Genomic DNA, 16160 nt, shown 5'->3' on the forward strand with positions numbered 1-16160 from the left:
GCCATGGAACAACGCATCGTCGTAATCGGCGCCGGACATGCCGGCGGCGCGGCCGCCATCACCTTGAGGGAATTGGGGTTTTCGGGATCGATCACGCTGGTCGGCGAGGAGGCCGAGCCGCCGTACGAACGCCCGAGCCTGTCGAAGGAGTACCTGTCGGGCAAGGACGCGGCGCCCGTCTATCTCGCCGAGGAATCCCGCTGGGCCGAGCTCGGCGTCGACCTGCGCCTAGGAGTCGCGGCGGCCGCCATCGACCGCCAGGGGCGCTCTGTGTCGCTCTCCGACGGGACCGCCCTGCCCTATGACAGGCTTATCCTGGCCACTGGCGGCGCGCCTCGGGAACTGCCCTTCCCGGCTCATCCCAGGATCTTCCCGCTGCGCACGACGGGCGACGCCAAGGCCATCGCCACGGCCGCCAGGCCGGGCGGCAAGGCGGTGGTGATCGGCGGCGGGGTGATCGGGCTGGAGACGGCCTCGACCCTGCACGAGCTGGGCCTGACCGCCGTGGTCGTCGAGGCGGGGCAGCGCCTGCTGGGCCGCAACGTGCCGGGCGACGCCGCCGGCTGGCTGGCCGCCGCCCACGCCCGGGTCGGGGTGGAGATTCGCCTGGGCCGCTCGGTCGCCGCCATCGAGGCCGGCGACGAGACGCTGACCCTGACGCTCGACGACGGCGCGGCGCTGGATGCCGACCTGGTGGTCGTGGGCATCGGCATCGTGCCGCGCGCGGGACTGGCCGAAGCCGCCGGCCTGCCGGTGGGCGCCGGGGTGCTGGTCGACGAAAACTACCGCTCGATCGGCGACGAAGCCGTCTACGCCATCGGCGACCTGGCCTTGCGCCGGTTCGGCGACGCGACCGCCCCGCAGAGGATGGAGACCTGGGCCCACGCCCAGAGCTCGGCCCGCGCCGCGGCCCTGGCGATCCTTGGCCAGCCGGCCGAACCCGAGCCCGCCCCGTGGTTCTGGACCGCCCAGTGCGGCCACAACCTGCAGATCCTGGGCGATCCGGCGGCCGGCGACACGGTCGTGGCGCGCGGCGAGGCCGTGCGGCTCTACCTGCGCGACGGGATCCTGGTGGGCGCGGCGTGCCTGGATCAGCCCCGCGACTTCGCCTCGGCCCGCCGCCTGATCGGCAAGCCGCTGAAGGCGGAACTGGCCGGCGATCCCGGGACGGATCTGCGCAAGGCGGCCGCTTGACGGCTCACGCCGCCGGGCGACGGCCGCCGATGGTGGTGGTCACCTGGTCGCAGACGGCGGCCAGGGCCTGCCGGACCTCGTCGTCCCGCTCGGGCACGAAGGCGTCGGTGGCCAGCACCGTGGCCGTCACCACGGCCTCGCCCTGCAGGTCGAAGATCGGCAGGGCCGTGGCCCGCAGGCCCGGGATCAGCGAACCGCTGATGGCCGAGTAGCCGGTCTTGCGAACCCTCTGACGCAAGGCCTCGACGTCGACCGGCGCCAGGCCCCGCTCGGCCTGCGTCTCGCGCTCGACCATGTGGCGGGTGTGGCTGTCGGGCCGGAAGGCCAGGAACACGTGGCCCGTGGCCGAGCGCAGCAGCGGCAGCGACGAGCCGACCATCAGCGAGGTCGCCACCGGCGGCGAGCCCATGGCCCAGCGCACGACGATCGGGCCGCTGGGGCCGAGCGCGGCGATCTGCACCGTGCGGCCGGTCTCGCGCGAGAAGGCGGTGATGGCCTCGTCGGCCTCGCGGAAGGCATCGACCCGCGCCAGGGCGCCGAGCCCCAGGCGCAGGGCGCCGGGGCCAAGGTCGTAGCGGCCCGTCGCCGGATCCTGCTTGGCCATGCCCGAGGCGACCAGACTGGCCAGATAGCGGTGGGCCTGCGAGGCGGACAGGTCCGAGGCCTGGGCGATCACGCCCAGCGCGGCAGGCCCGTCGAGCGTCGCCAAGACGTCCAGCACCCGCAGGCCGATGCCGACCGACTGGATGCCCGAACGCTGCTTGGAATCCGACTCGGTCACTGGTTTGGCCCCGCGCTGAAAAGCGATAACGGCCGATGATGAAACGCCAGAGCCCCGACTCGCAAGGCGTCGGGGCGCCTTAGGTGTCCACAGTTGCGAATAGCTCGCAGAATACTGAGCGCTATTTCGCCAGCGGAACCCGCATGGCCAGGACTTCGCGGCTGCGGCGGGTGATGCCGTAGAGCATGCCCTTGTCGCTTTCGTCCCAGTCGACAGCCTGGCCCTCGGCCTCCATGCCGATGGTGTCGAGGTGGTCGAGCACCCCGCCGCCCATCGGCAGTTGCATGACGTAGAGTTCGGGCAGGTCGTGGCCGCTGAGATAGAGCCGCCCGTCGGGACCCCAGCCGCCGCCGGAGATGCTCATCGGCTTGATCCGTTCCAGCACGCTGGCCGGCAACGCCCAGGCCTCGAGGCGCCGCCACTGGTCGTCGAACTTGACCAGGGTGGTGTGGCGGTGGTCGCGCGGGGCCTCGCCGCCCTTGGCGTCGTAGTTGGCGAACATCGCCCACCAGGCGCCGTCGTGACGGTCGACCCAGGTGATCGAGCCCGTGCCCAGGCCCAGCGAGACGCTGCGCTTGTGGGCCAGGGTCATGGGGTCGAAGACCTCGACGGTGCTGACCTGCGGCACGGCCGGGAAGTTGGAGCTGGCGCAGACCAGCTCCCTGGCGATCACCGCGCACGAGTTGATGTGCGGGAATCGGGCCTTGTCGCCGGTCCATTCCGCGCGCTTCTCGCCGGTCTTCTTGTCGAAGCGGACGATGCGCCAGTTGCTGACCGAATAGACGTCGCTGGGTCCGGCAGCCGCGCCCTGGCTGGCCCCGGCGTCGTAGCGGCGGACGGTCTGCGCCTTGCGGGCCGGTTCCGCGGCGGCCGAGGCCGCGGGGGCCTCGGCCTGCAGCGATAGGGCCGCGATGAGTTCCAGGATCATGATCGCTCTCCCTGCCCTCTATCCTAGAAGCTTACCGCCGCGCCGACCCAGTAGGTGCGGCCGTAGTTGGCCCATTCCTGCAGGTAGCCGCGGCCCGGACCGGTGACTTCCTGGCGGCCGGTGTTGGACAGGTTCTGGCCCTCGACGAACACCGTGTAGTGGTCGGCGAAACGCCAGGACAGGCTGGCGTCGAACACGTGGCGGCCCTTCCAGTACTGGTCGGAATTGGGGTTGGCGTCGTTGATCGTCTCCAGCTGGCCGCCGATGTAGTTGTGCGACACCCGGGCCTCGAACGGACCGCGCTGGTAGTAGATCGACTCGTTGGTGGTGATCTCCGGCTGCTGGAACAGGCCGGTGACGCGCGGACCGGCCGAGGTCAGGAACGTGAACTCGGTGTCCAGCCAGGTGACGTTGCCGTTGAAGCCGAAGCCGTCGAACGGCGCGGGCAGGAAGGTGAAGGCCTGCTGCACGGCGAACTCGACGCCGTTGATCTTGGCCGTCTCGGCGTTGCGCGGGGTCGAAACCAGCACGGTCTCGGGACCTCGGCCGACGTCGAGCGTCTCGGTCGAGCTCAGCGTGAAGATCTCGTTCTTGATGTCCTTGCTGAACACCGCCAGCGAGACCATGCCGTCGGTCGGGTAGAACTCGACCGACAGGTCCAGGCCCTTGCTCTCGCGGGCCTTCAGGCCCGGATTGCCGCGCGACAGGGTCGGCTGGCTGCCGTCGAAGTTCAGGGTCTCGGTGGCGGCCAGCGAACCGTAGTCCGGACGGCCGATGGTGTTGGTCCAGGCGGCGCGGACGATCCAGTTCTCCGCCGGCTTCCACTGCACGTGCACGCTGGGCAGCCAGTTGTCGTAGGAGCCCTCGTTGCTGGTGGCAGTCAGCACGCCGCCGGTGTTGCGAATGGCGTCGGACGACACCTTGGTGTGCTCGTAGCGCAGGCCGCCCAGCACGGTGACGTCGCCGAACGTGTAGCTGGCCTGGCCGTAGCCGGCGTAGATGTCTTCGTCGACGCCGTAGTTGCCGGTCGGGGCGGTAACGGTGGTGGTGAAGCGGTCGCGGTTGGCCTTGAAGAAGGCCATCGCCTCGGCGGCCCCGATGCGCGGGGTCAGGCGGTAGCGGCCGGCGATCAGCTGGTCGGGACCGGCGACGTCGACCTCGTCGAGCGTGTAGGTGAAGCCCGTCCCGGCGCGGTAGTTGACCTGGCTGCTGGTGAAGTCGCGCTTGGTCGAGCGCAGCACGCCGCCGACCTTGGCCTTCCAGGCGCCGTCGTCGTCGAAGGCCAGGTTGAAGCGGGCCTGGCTGGTCTTCTCGTCGGTCTTGGTCAGGGCGTCGCGGTGCTGCTGCAGCACGTAGTTGAGCGGATTGCGCATCGCCGCCTCGTTCACCGGCGTGAAGATCGGAAACAGCGGGTTGGTGGTGTCGTAGGTGAAGCCGTAGTTGGCGCCCTGGGCGTCGACGGTGCGGAACTCCACCGAGTGGTTGGGCACCTCGAGCCCGGCCTGCGAGTAGACGAGGTCGCCGTCCAGCTTCCACTGCGAGGCTAAATTCCAGGCGAAACCCGTACGGGCCATGCCGATCTCGCGCTTGGTGATCGGCTGGTTCAGCTGGATGATGCCGCGGCCGCGGGCGAAGCTGCCGCTGGTCTGGGTCTGGTTGGCCACGTTGCCGAGCGGCTCGATGCGGTACTCGATGCGCTCCTCGTCGTCCTCCATGCGCGAGAACAGGGCCGAGGCCTCCCAGCGGAAGTCGTCGGTGGGCCGGTACTCGACCTTGCCGTTCACGCCGCTGCGCTGCTTGGTGTTGTTGTACCAGAACAGGCGCACCTGGGTCGGCACCTGAATGCCGTTGCCGTTGGCCGCGCCCGACAGCACCGGAGCCCCGGCGGCGGTGTATTCGCGCACGCTGGGATCGGCGGCCTCGACCTGCGGGATGTCATAGTCGAGCTGCTCGTGCGAGGCGCCGATGACGACGCCCCACTGGTCTTCCGAACCGAAGGTGCGGCCGGCGGCGAAGGCCAGGCGGTAGGACGGCTTGTCGTTGCGCACGTCGCCGTGGCGCTCGTAGCTGCCGTACGAGGCCATGCCGTTGAAGAACGGCCGGCCGGCGTCGAAGGCGCTGCGGGTGGTGACGTTGATGACGCCGCCGATGGCGTTGCCGTCGTTCTCGGGCGTGACGGTCTTGATGACTTCCAGACGGCCGGCCATCACCGAGGGGACGATATCCATCGGCACGGTGCGGCCGCTCTCGTCCACCGAGGCCACCAGGGCGCCGTCGATGGTGGTGCGGTTGTAGGTCGAGCGCAGGCCGCGGATGACCGGGAAGCGCGGCTCGCCCTGGTCTTCCATGACCGAGATGCCGGGGATGCGGCGCAGGGCGGCGGCGGTGTTGTGGTCGGGCAGCTTGCCGATGTCGTCGGCCGAGACGACGTCGGACACCACGAAGGCGTCGCGCTTGACGGCGATGGCGGCGCGCTGGGCCTCGCGCTGGCCGGTGACGATCACCTCCTCGACGGCGTTGGGCGCCTCGTCCTCGGCGGCATGGGCGAGCAGCGGCGCCGACAGGGCGCTGGTGGCGAGCAGGCCGGCGATCAGGCGGCTGGCGGCGAACGGCTTGGACATCGGAACCCCTCTTGCAAACGCGAGGGGCGCTTAGGGCGACGCCGTGACACCGGCGCTACATTTGGATGTCAGATGGAAACACGAAACACGACAGCACGGTGACGACGCACGCTCTGGTCGCCAGGAAACCGCTTTCCGTAAGGGTCACGCGGCAGCGGGAAAGGCCGCGTCCGGCCGATCGCCGCCTCAGCCCATTTTTTGCGCCGACCGGGTCCGGGCTGGCCGAGTCCACAACCTGGTCACGCATTGGGCCCGATAGCGCCCGTGGGATGCGCTCCGGGGAATCGCCGCCGAACGGCGGCGAGGGCCGGCCGAGACCAGCCCTCGCCGGCGACCTACCAGCTGTAGCGCAGGGTCGCCGTCACGGTGCGCGCGGCGCCGAAGTAGCAGCTGTTGTTGAACGGACAGGCCGAGACGTGGCGCTTGTCGAACAGGTTGGCGGCGTTGAGCGCCGCCTCCCAGCCCTTCAGCTCGGCCGAGGCCGCGCCCAGGTCGTAGCCCACGAGGGCGTCGACCAGGATGAAGCCGTCGGTGTGGAAGCGCTGGAAGGTGGTGACGTTGTTGATCACCGCATAGGTGGTCGTGCCGTCCGAACCGCCGACATAGCGCAGGCCGCCGCCCAGGCGCAGGCCCGCCGCCGGGCCGCTGGCCCTGCCCGCGCGACCAAGGTCGTACGAGACGAAGGTCGAGGCGCCCCACTTAGGCACGCCCAGCTGGCGGGTGCCGGTGGTGGTCGGCGTGCCGCTGTTGGTGGCGGTGGCCGCCACGGCCGGCGCGCCCTGGGTGATGATGGCGTCGGTGTAGCTGAGCGCGCCCACCACGTTCAGGCCGCGCGAGATCTCGCCGCGCCCTTCCAGCTCGACGCCGCGCACCCGCACCTCGCCGATCTGGATCTGCGAGGTGGCCGGAATGCCGTTCGAGCCGGCCTGCGGATCGGCGACCGGCACCTTGCGACGCTCCAACTGGTAGGCGGAGAGCGTGAACAGCGCGGACGTGCCCTTGGGCTGGTACTTCAGGCCGCCCTCGAGCTGGCGCCCGGTGACGGGCACGAAGGCATCGCCCTGCCAGGTCGTGCCGGCCTGGGGCTCGAAGGATTCCGAATAGCTGACATAGGGCGCGAGGCCCGCGCCCAGATCGTAGAGGCCGCCCAGGCGCATGGTGAAGGCGTTCTGCTCCAGCGTGCTGGAGGTGTTGTTCTTCTTGTTGTCGGTGACCTGCTCGTACCAGTCGTAGCGGCCGCTGGCGATCAGCTGCAGCCGGCCGATGGTCATCTGGTCCTGGGCGTAGAGGCCCTTCTGCTCGCGCCGGCTGTAGGTGTTGACATAGGCCGACGACAGAACCGTCAGGTCGAAGCTGGGCAGGGTTCCGCCATAGGTCGGCGCGAAAAGCGACAGGTTGGGGATGCTGGTCAGCGGATTGCTGGTCTGGCCGGTGTTGAACTGCTGGAAGTTCTCGCCGGTGATCTTCTGGTAGTCGAAGCCGGCCAGCACCTGGTGCCGGACCGCGCCGGTCTCGAAGCGGGCGCTGATCTGGTTGTCCAGGGTCAGGGTGTCGAAGTCCTCGTCGGCCCCGCCGCCGCCGCGAATGATCGTCGAATAGTCGGTGTTGCGCGCCGCGCCCACGCCCGTGGTGGCGAAGCCGCCCACGTAGAGCTGACGGTAGGACAGCTTGTTGTTCTGGAAGCGGGCGTTCGAGCGGAAAGTCAGGCGCTCGTTGAAGTCGTGGCGGAAGAAGGCCGCGACCGAACCGGCCTTGTGGTCGTAGCGCTCGTAGCCCGGATCGCCGGTGTTGATCTCGCGCGGCAGCTTGCCCAGCGGATTGGGCAGCACCGAGCCATAGGCCGGAACGCCCGAATAGCCGCCGCCGCTAGGCGAGCGCTGGTAGGCCGCCACCAGGGTCAGGCTGGTGTCGGCGGTCGGCTCGAAGGTCACCATCGGACTGACGTGATAGCGCTCGCTGAAGGTGTGGTCGGTCATGCCGTCGCCCTTCTGCCAGCCGGCCAGCAGGCGGCCGAGCCACTTGCCCTGGCCGTCGAGCGGAGCGTTGACGTCGACCGCCGCGCGGCGGGTGTCGAAGTTGCCGAGCTGGCCCTCGACGCGGCCGAAGCTCCCCTCCTCCGGCAGCTTGCTGGCAAGGTTGACCAGGCCGCCCGGCGTGGAGTTGCCGTACAGCACCGAGGCGGGCCCCTTGACGATGTCGATGTGGTCGATGCGATTGAAGTCGATCTGCGGCGTCGAATAGGGACCGGCGATCAGGCGCATGCCGTCCAGGAACACGCCCGGCGCGAAGCCGCGCACGACCAGCTGGTCGTAGCGGGTGACCATGCCGCCACGCTGGTTGGGCGAGACGCCGGCGACGAAGCCGAGCGCCTGGTTGATCGACTGCACGTTGCGGCGCGAAAGTTCGTCGCCGTCGATGACGGTGATGCTCTGCGGCGTCTCGATCAGCGCGGTTTCCGTCTTGGTGCCGGCGGCCGCGCGACGCGCCTTGAGGCCAGTCACCTCGACCCGTTCGACGGTGTTGGAATCGGTGTCGGCGTCATCGGCCCAGGCCGCGGTCGCGCCCAGTCCCTGCAGCGCCGCCGCAGCGGCGACGGTCACGGCCAGTCCTCGCCAGGCCCCGGCGTTGGCGTTCGCGCCACGCGCGGTTTTTGAACGGATGACCATGAAGACCCTCGCCAGGATTGCCGATAGTATTGATAATGAGTTGCAACTATCGAAACGAGTTGTTAGGCGCAAGCCAACTTTCGGAGGGTGCGTGAACAACGATCGATCAGCGAAACAGGCGGCCGCCTGGCCCGGCGTGGCGCGGATGACGGCTCGCGCCCTCACCGCCCTGCTGGGCGGCTACGCCGCCGCCTCGGCGCTGGCTTCGCTGCTGGCGCGCCTGCTGCCGGGACCGCCGGTGGAGGCCTCGGCCTGGGGCATGATCCTGTCGTTCCTGATCTTCGCGTGCCTGGCGCTCTGGGCTTTCCACGAGCGGCGGCTGGCCCTCGTGGCCGGCGTGCTGTGGGGCTCAGCTCTGCTGGCCGGCGGCGCGGTGCTGCTTCTGGGAGCGCGGGCATGAACGTGCGGCCGACCTTCCCCGCCCCGCCGCCGCCCGCCCGCGCCCTGCGCCAGTCGATGGCCTGGATTCACGCGTGGCTAGGCCTGCTGGCCGGCTGGATCCTGTTCGCGATGTTCCTGACGGGCACGGCCAGCTACTTCCGCCCCGAGATCACCCAGTGGATGCAGCCGGAGCTGCGCTCGGCATCGGTACCCGCAGAGCAGGCGGCCCAAGCCGCCATCGGCCATCTGCAGGCGACCTCGCCCGACGACCAGCAGTGGTTCATCTACCTGCCCGACGACCGCACGGCGGTGACGCGGGTATTCGCGCGCGCCAAGCCCAACCCGGAAAAGCCGCCGGCGCGCCGTCCTGAGCTGAAGCTGGATCCGGCGACCGGTCATCCGCTGGAGGCCCGCGACACGCGCGGCGGCGAGCACTTCTACCGCTTCCACTTCCAGCTCCAGCTGCCGCATCCGTGGGGACGCTGGCTGGCCGGGGTCTGCGCGATGTTCATGCTGGCGGCGATCGTCTCGGGCGTGATCACCCACAAGCGGATCTTCGTGGACTTCTTCACCCTGCGCTGGAGCAAGGGCCAGCGCAGCTGGCTCGACGCCCACAACGCCTCGGCGGTGCTGGCCCTGCCCTTCCACGCCATGATCACCTACACCGGCCTGATCACGCTGGTGGCGATGTACATGCCCTGGCCGGTGAAGGCCAATTTCGACAAGCCCGACGCCTTCACGGCCGCCGCCTACGGCGCGCCGGCCGAGGCCAAGGCCTCGGGGCGGGCCGCGCCGCTGCTGCCGGTCGGCCCGATGATGCAGAGCGCCGCCCGCGCCTGGAGCGGCGACGCCCCGCGCACGGTCGTCATCCGCAACTCGGGCGACGCGGCCTCGACCGTCACCCTGCTGCGCGCCACAGCCGGGCGGCTGAACGCACGGCCGGACTCGATCACCTTCTCGGGCGCGACGGGCCAGGAACTGTCGCGCTCGCCCTCGCCCGGCCCGGCGATCGCCACGGCCGGCGTGATGCTGGGCCTGCACCTGGGCCATTTCGCCAGTCCCGCCCTGCGCTGGGTGTACTTCTTCCTCGGCCTGACCGGGGCGGCAATGGTCGGGACGGGCCTCGTCCTCTGGGTGGTCAAGCGCCGCAAGCCGAACGCCGCGCCGTTCTTCGGCCTGCAGCTGGTGGAGCGGCTGAACATCGGCGCCGTCGCCTGCCTGCCGTCGGGCATGGCCGCCTACCTGCTGGCCAACCGACTGATCCCCGCCGACATGGCCGGCCGGGCCGAGCTGGAGGTCAAGGCGATGTTCTGGACCTGGTTCGGCCTGGCCGCCGTGTCGCTGCTGCGGCCGGCCCGGCGGGCCTGGATCGAGACCCTGGGCCTGGCGACCCTGGCCTTCGCCGCCCTGCCCGTGGTCAACGCCGTCACGACCGAGCGGGGACTGGCGGCCAGCCTGCGGACCGGCGACTGGCTGTTCGCCGGCTTCGACCTGGCCATGCTGGCCATCGCCGCCCTGTGCGGGTTCGCCGCCTTCAAGGCTTCGCGCAGGCAGGAGCCGCCCGAGCGGGCCAAGCCCGTCCGCGCGCCCTCGGCCGCCAGCCCCCAACCGGCCCCGGCCAGGGAGAGCGTCGATGCCCTATGAGACCGGCCTGATCAGCTTCGCGGCGTTCACCTGCCTGGCCCTGGCCATGAAGAAGCATCGCTCGGGCCTGGAGCCCCTGGTCCTGCCGTCGCAGGGCGTGCTGCGCGTGCTGGGCTGGGGACTTCTGGCGCTTTCCGCCGCCGTGGCCGTCGCCCGGATGGGACCGGCCCTGGGCGTGACGGCCTGGATCGGCCAGATGTGCGCAGCCGCCGCGCTGCTGGTGCTTCTGCTGTCGTGGCGTCCGAAGGCCGCGACGGCGCTGGCCGGCGTCGGCCTGATCTGCGCCCCGTTCCTGGCCTTCCTCTAGGCGGCGGTCAGCTCACGCCGGCGCGACGAAGGGGCCGCGCGAACGCCCCTTCCCTTGCGCCGACGGACGGGCTTGCGGCTGAGCGGCCTCAGAGCCCGCCCGGCTTGCATTCGTTCTGGAAGAACTTCTCGATCTCCACCAGTTGGGTCTCCATCATGGCGGGGGTCATGGTCACGTAGCCGTGGCCCATGTCCTTGATCTCCAGCCACTTGTACGGCTTGTTCGCCGCCTTCAGCCCCGCGATGAAGCGGCGCGAGTCCTTGATGTCGACGTTGGTGTCGCGGTCGCCGTGATACAGGAAGACCGGGATCTTGGCCTCGCCGGCCTTCTGTATGGCGTCCAGGCCGCCGACGAAGGGACGCTGGTACTCGCGGCCCAGCCGGCTTTCGGCGGTGACCTTCTTCATGTCGGCCAGGCTGCCGCCCGCGCCCGAGACCGCGCACTGATAGAGGCCGTTGGGACGGATCGCAGCCGCCAGGGCCGAATAGCCGCCATAGGAATAGCCGAACATCACCGTCCGGTTCGGATCGGCGATCTTCTGGTCCATCAGCCACCTGGCGCCGTCGTCCTTGTCGTCCTGCATCTTCTGGCCCCACTCGTTGTCGCCGGCGGTCCAGAGCTTGCGGCCCCAGCCTTCGGAGCCGCGGAACTGGGGCTGCAGCACGGCGTATCCGCGCGAGGCGAAGTACTGGACCCAGCCGGCGACGTCCCAGCCGAGATGGTCCCGCGCCCAGGGGCCTCCGTGGGGCATGACGATGGTCGGGAACGGACCCTTGCCGAACACGGCCGGCGGCGTGGTGAGGAAGGCCGGGATCATCAGGCCGTCGCGGGCGGCGTACTGGACCAGGCGGGTGTCGCCCAGGGTCTCGGCCTTGATCCACGGACGGGCCTTGCCCAGCAGGCTGAGCTTTCCGTCCTTGGTGAGCAGGTAGTACTCGCCCGGATCCTTGGGACCGGACTTCATGACCACGGCGTAGTCGCGGTTCTGGGACCAGGCCTCCACGGCGACGTCCGAGCCGTCGGCGACGTTGATCTTGACCTTCTGGCCCGTGCCCGGGTCGATCCAGTCCATCGGCGCCAGCTTGACGTTCAGCGCACCGCGCAGGCCCTTGGTCATCCCCGCCAGCTGCGGATCGGTCCAGTAGATGCTGCCGGCGGCGTCGTTGTAGCGAAAGCCCAGCAGGGCGCCGTCGCTGTCCTCGATGACGCCGGCGGAGTCGAACACCTTGTGCTCGAAGGCCGGCTCCAGGAACGCCTTGGAGCGGATGTCGTACTCGTAGATGCCGGCCTTGTCGCCGCCCCGCACGCCCTGCACGTAGACGATGTTGGGATCGGGCGAGAAGCCGGCGATCGTGAAGATGTTGCGGTCCTTCAGGAACGAGCGGAAGTGCTGCTCGAACTGCCCGGTGGCCGGGTTCTTGATCCATTGGGCGTAGAAGGCCTTGCCGTCCTCGAAATCGATCTCGGACTTGGCCCGGATCTCGCCCTTGGCGTCGGTCTGCAGGTCGCCGAACCGCTCGGAGCCGCGCTCGATCCGCTCGGCCGTGCCGCTGTAGACGTCGGCGCGATAGACGTCGCCGTTGTCGTCGACCACCAGGATCCTGCGCGGATCATGCGGCAGGCTGTCGAGGATCTGCGGGTTGTTCGTCGCCTTCTCGAAGTCCTCGGCCTCGGAGCGCGAGCGGCTTTCCGGCAGCGCGGGGATCCACTTCTCGCCCTTCAGGTCGGTGATGAACAGCTTGCCCAGGTGCCCCTTGTGGTTGCCCACCGTGTAGAGCTGCTGGACCACCACGGCCAGGCGGTCGTTCTTGATGAACGACACGCTCTTGAAGACCATGTGCTTGGAGCTGAGCAGGTTTGGCGGACGATCGATGTGGTCGGTCTCCCACACACCGATGAGCTGCTCGTCGCCGTCGGCCGAGATCAGCGCGGCGATCCGCTTGCCGTCCGGCGAGATCACGACGTCGCTCAGACCCGGCAGCCGGGTCAGCTCGCGGGCTGACGGCGCGCCCGGATTGCTCGCCCTGGCCTCGGCCCCGCCGACCACCATGCACATGCCCAGGACGGCCGCCGCGGCCGACAGGGCGACACTGCTCTTCGACTTCACTCAGACACCCCACTCTGGCACGCGACTCGCCTCTAGCGAGCAGCGCATGCGCGATGCTTTCGGTAAAGCGTCAGGCGGTGAAACGCGCGATACGGGCGCGGATCACCCCAAAACACCGTTGCCGAAGCATCAACATGACCGAAGTGTGTTCATGCTGTAACGGTTTTCGCAAGAATGCGCATCATTTCAGCAACCAGCGTTGCGCGGACGGTCTCCCCGAGCCTTACTCTAGGTGGCGCCGCAGAGGGCTTTGACGATGCGGGCCGTTTTCCGAGTCAGGGGCTCGAGGGGAGTAGAAATGTTGCAACGTAAGTTCCTGCTGGGAACGAGCATGATCGTCGGCCTGATGGCCGCGGCGGCCGCGCCCGGCTTTGCATTCGCTCAATCGACCAATACGCCGGCCGAAGGCACCGAGGTGGACGAGCTGATCGTCACCGGTTCGCGCATCAAGCGCACCGAGTACAACAGCGTCTCGCCGGTGCAGGTGATCACCAGCGAAAGCTCGTCGCTGGCCGGCATGATCAACCCCACCGAAGTGCTGCAGAGCGCCTCGGTCGCCGCGGGCTCCACCCAGATCAACAACCAGTTCACCGGCTTCGTCGTGAACGGCGGCGGCGGCGTGAACACCATCTCGATTCGCGGCCTGGGCGACCAGCGCACCCTCGTCATGCTGAACGGCCGCCGCCTGCCGCCGGCCGGCACCCAGGGCGCCGTCGCGGCCGTCGACCTGAACATCCTGCCCGACGCCATCGTCGAGCGGTACGAGATCCTGAAGGACGGCGCCTCGTCGATCTACGGTTCGGACGCCGTGGCCGGGGTGGTCAACGTCATCACCCGCACCAATCTCGACGGCGGGCGCCTGGAAGCCTCGGGCCGCTTCGGCGGCGGCGGCGACGGCGGCAACGAGTACACCTTCAGCGGCGCCTACGGCAAAGTGCTCGATCGCGGCCGCTTCCTGATCAGCGGCCAGTACTACGAGCAGAAGGCCCTGAAGTTCGGCGACCGCAAGGATCTGAACTGCCAGGAGCAGTACACGTTCGACCCGACGACCGGCCAGCGCAACGACTGGATCGACGTCGACACCGGCACGTTCAAGTGCTTCGGCGCTTCGGGCGCGCTGTTCAACTACATCCCGGTGACGCTGGCCAACGGCGCCTTCTACGGCAGCCGCGCGCGCATCTCGACGGACGGCCCGGCCTATGCCGCCAACCAGCCCTACTGGGCCGCGGCGGCCGCCGACCCGAACCTGCCGGGCTACCGCTTCGCGCCGCTGAACGACCGCGACTCGGTCAACGCCCTCGACGCGGCGTCGGACTTCATCTCGCCGGTGAAGCGCTACACCGTCTACGCCGAAGGCCAGTACGACCTGAACTTCGGCGAACTCTACGGCGAGTTCCTGGGCCACCAGCGCAAGTCGTCGCAGACCAACGTGCAGCAGCTGTTCCCCTACATCTGGGAAACCGCCCCCTGCTCGGTTAACCCCTTCAACTGCGGCGGCGGCATCCCCGCCAACACCTTCGTCCCGCAGTCCCTGGTCCTGACGCCCTACGTCTTCAAGCAGGACGTCCAGGTGTTCCGCGGCCTGGCGGGCCTGCGCGGCAAGTTCGGCCAGGGCCTCGGCTTCCTGACCGGCTGGGACTGGGACGCCTATGTCAGCTACTCGAAGAACCGCGGCAAGTACTCGCTGACGGGCATCAACAGCGAGCTGTTCCTGGCCTCGATCGGCGGCGACTGGGCCAACACCTTCACCTTCGACGGCATCTGCCCGCCCGGTTCGCCGGCCGGCTGCCGCCCGGTGAACCTGTTCTCCGACCAGGTGCTGCGCACCGGCAACCTGACGCCGGAAGACTACGCCTATCTCAAGCTGACCGAGAACGGCGTCACCAACTACACCCAGACCATCGTCGAAGGTCAGATCTCGGGCGACATCTTCAGCCTGCCGGCCGGCAAGCTGGCCGGCGCGTTCGGCGTGTCCTACCGTCGTGACGAGCTGGACGACAAGCCGGGCGAGAACCTGGCCAATCAGAACTTCTACAACCTGGCCACCGCCAACCGCACCAAGGGCGACGACAGCGTCGTCGAGGCCTACGGCGAACTGGAGGCCCCGCTGCTCAAGGGCCTGCCGGCGTTCGAAGCCCTGACCCTGAACCTGTCGGGCCGCTATTCGGACTACGACTCCTACGGTTCGAACTCGACCTACAAGACCGGCCTGAACTGGCAGATCACCAACGAGTATCGCCTGCGCACCAGCTACGGCACCTCGTTCCGCGCCCCGGCGCTGTTCGAACGCTTCCTGGGCAACCAGGGCGGCTATCTGAGCCAGGCCTCGGTCGACCCCTGCATCCGCTGGGCGGGCGACGGCACCTCGGTGGTCAACCCCGTCGTCGCGGCCAACTGCCAGGCCGCCGGCATTCCCGGCAACTACAGCGGCGCCAATCCGTCGGCCTTCATCATCACGGGCGGCGGCCAGGACCTGAAGCCCGAGAAGTCCAAGGCCTTCAGCGCCGGCTTCGTCTGGACGCCGGAATTCGCCGACCTCAGCGTGGCGATCGACTACTACGAGATCGAGGTCAACGATCAGGTCACCAGCAACGGCGCGGCCGTCGTCGGTCAGTGCTACGCCGCCGCCGACTTCCCCAACAACCCGTTCTGCGACCTGTTCACCCGCGACACCGATCCGACCTCCCAGACCTATCTGGGCATCACCGAGATCGACGGCAGCTTCCGGAACATCGTCAGCCAGACCAGCCGCGGCATCGACCTGACCACGCGCTACTCGCGTGACCTCGGGCCGGGCAAGTTCACGCTGGAAACCCAGTTCAGCTGGACCCTGGAAGACACCCAGGAGCTGTTCCCGGGCAACACCGACGACTTCAACGGCCTGATCGGCGAGCCGGCCGTGGTCGGCAACACCCAGGCCCGCTACCGCTGGAACGACCTGACCTTCACCTGGTCGACCGAGTTCGTCGGCCGCCAGTCGAACTACGAGTACCAGTTCGGCACCGACCTCTCGACGCCGTCGAACTACACGACGCCGCAGGGTGCGATCTACCGGGCCAAGAACCACGCCGAGGCCATGTGGTACCACCACCTGTCGGTCCGCTATCAGACCGACACCTGGGAAGGCATCGTGGGCGTCAGCAACGTCTTCAACGAAGACCCGCCCAAGGTCTCGCCCGGCCTGGCAGACAAGGGCAACTACAGCTACGGCCGCGTCGGCAGCTACGCCTTCGCGACCCAGTACGACTACATCGGTCGCCAGGTGTTCGTGAACCTGACCCGTCGCTTCTGAGACGGCCCAGACCTCGAATGCGAAGGGGCGGCGCTTGCGCCGCCCCTTTTTTCGTGGGCCCGCCGTCCGGATCGGACCACGCCGGTCAACGGCGTCGCGGCCTTTCCCGCCGACGCTCATCGCGAAGGAGCCGATGCGCCCCGCCAGTCGTTAACACGCGGCCGCGAAAAGGCACACGACGCACAACTGTGCTTACGCACAGTGAAGCAATCTTGCCGCGCGCATATAATAAAATTGGC

At 68.9% G+C, this 16160-nt stretch carries 9 protein-coding genes and 1 pseudogene; 5 read left to right on the forward strand and 5 right to left on the reverse strand.

Features of this window, described 5'->3' with window-relative positions; translation table 11 throughout:
* The first annotated feature begins 3 nt into the window (after positions 1-3).
* The gene (locus C1707_RS18730; RefSeq protein WP_101715418.1) at positions 4-1194 is read left to right on the forward strand and encodes an NAD(P)/FAD-dependent oxidoreductase; all 1191 of its coding nucleotides are present in this window, start codon (positions 4-6) and stop codon (positions 1192-1194) included.
* Positions 1195-1198: 4 nt separating this feature from the next.
* Here the strand turns inward: C1707_RS18730 and C1707_RS18735 are convergent, their stop codons facing one another.
* The 4 genes and pseudogenes from C1707_RS18735 to C1707_RS18750 form a co-directional block, all read right to left on the reverse strand.
* Positions 1199-1975, reverse strand: a complete 777-nt coding sequence (locus tag C1707_RS18735) for an IclR family transcriptional regulator (protein WP_101715417.1) — start codon at positions 1973-1975, stop codon at positions 1199-1201.
* 121 nt (positions 1976-2096) lie between these two features.
* Positions 2097-2903 carry a hypothetical protein gene (locus C1707_RS18740; protein WP_101715416.1) on the reverse strand — a complete coding sequence of 269 codons (807 nt, stop codon included), beginning with the start codon at positions 2901-2903 and terminating at the stop codon, positions 2097-2099.
* Positions 2904-2926: 23 nt separating this feature from the next.
* Positions 2927-5497: pseudogene (locus C1707_RS18745) on the reverse strand (TonB-dependent receptor); the annotation flags it as partial.
* Positions 5498-5859: 362 nt separating this feature from the next.
* A complete protein-coding gene (locus C1707_RS18750; protein ID WP_164467393.1) occupies positions 5860-8124 on the reverse strand; it encodes a TonB-dependent siderophore receptor in 2265 nt (754 codons plus the stop codon).
* 157 nt (positions 8125-8281) lie between these two features.
* On the opposite strand from C1707_RS18750, the gene C1707_RS18755 reads away from it, so the two are divergent.
* Genes C1707_RS18755 through C1707_RS18765 form a run of 3 tightly spaced genes read left to right on the forward strand, consistent with a single transcriptional unit; the run spans position 8282 to position 10522 of the window.
* Positions 8282-8590, forward strand: coding sequence for a hypothetical protein (locus C1707_RS18755; protein WP_205686788.1), 309 nt, complete (start codon positions 8282-8284; stop codon positions 8588-8590).
* Positions 8587-10215 carry a PepSY-associated TM helix domain-containing protein gene (locus tag C1707_RS18760; RefSeq protein ID WP_101715412.1) on the forward strand — a complete coding sequence of 543 codons (1629 nt, stop codon included), beginning with the start codon at positions 8587-8589 and terminating at the stop codon, positions 10213-10215. The genes C1707_RS18755 and C1707_RS18760 overlap by 4 nt, the downstream gene beginning before the upstream one ends.
* Positions 10205-10522 (forward strand): DUF3325 domain-containing protein, encoded by a 318-nt coding sequence (locus C1707_RS18765; protein WP_101715411.1) that lies wholly within the window; start codon positions 10205-10207, stop codon positions 10520-10522. Before C1707_RS18760 ends, C1707_RS18765 begins: the two co-directional genes overlap by 11 nt.
* Positions 10523-10610: 88 nt before the next feature.
* On the opposite strand, the gene C1707_RS18770 is transcribed toward C1707_RS18765, so the two are convergent.
* Positions 10611-12629 (reverse strand): alpha/beta hydrolase family protein, encoded by a 2019-nt coding sequence (locus tag C1707_RS18770; RefSeq protein ID WP_101715410.1) that lies wholly within the window; start codon positions 12627-12629, stop codon positions 10611-10613.
* A 298-nt stretch (positions 12630-12927) separates the two neighbouring features.
* On the opposite strand from C1707_RS18770, the gene C1707_RS18775 reads away from it, so the two are divergent.
* Positions 12928-15921, forward strand: a complete 2994-nt coding sequence (locus C1707_RS18775) for a TonB-dependent receptor plug domain-containing protein (protein ID WP_164467394.1) — start codon at positions 12928-12930, stop codon at positions 15919-15921.
* The last annotated feature ends 239 nt before the right edge of the window (positions 15922-16160 follow it).

It is taken from the genome of Caulobacter flavus (genome assembly GCF_003722335.1).
Lineage (GTDB): Bacteria > Pseudomonadota > Alphaproteobacteria > Caulobacterales > Caulobacteraceae > Caulobacter > Caulobacter flavus.

What these genes read in the sequence shown, in the direction of transcription:
- C1707_RS18765 (WP_101715411.1), top strand. Translation starts at nt 10,205, where the DNA reads ATGCCCTATGAGACCGGCCTGATCAGCTTCGCGGCGTTCACCTGCCTG.
- C1707_RS18740 (WP_101715416.1), bottom strand. Translation starts at nt 2,903, where the DNA reads ATGATCCTGGAACTCATCGCGGCCCTATCGCTGCAGGCCGAGGCCCCC.
- C1707_RS18730 (WP_101715418.1), top strand. Translation starts at nt 4, where the DNA reads ATGGAACAACGCATCGTCGTAATCGGCGCCGGACATGCCGGCGGCGCG.
- C1707_RS18760 (WP_101715412.1), top strand. Translation starts at nt 8,587, where the DNA reads ATGAACGTGCGGCCGACCTTCCCCGCCCCGCCGCCGCCCGCCCGCGCC.
- C1707_RS18775 (WP_164467394.1), top strand. Translation starts at nt 12,928, where the DNA reads ATGTTGCAACGTAAGTTCCTGCTGGGAACGAGCATGATCGTCGGCCTG.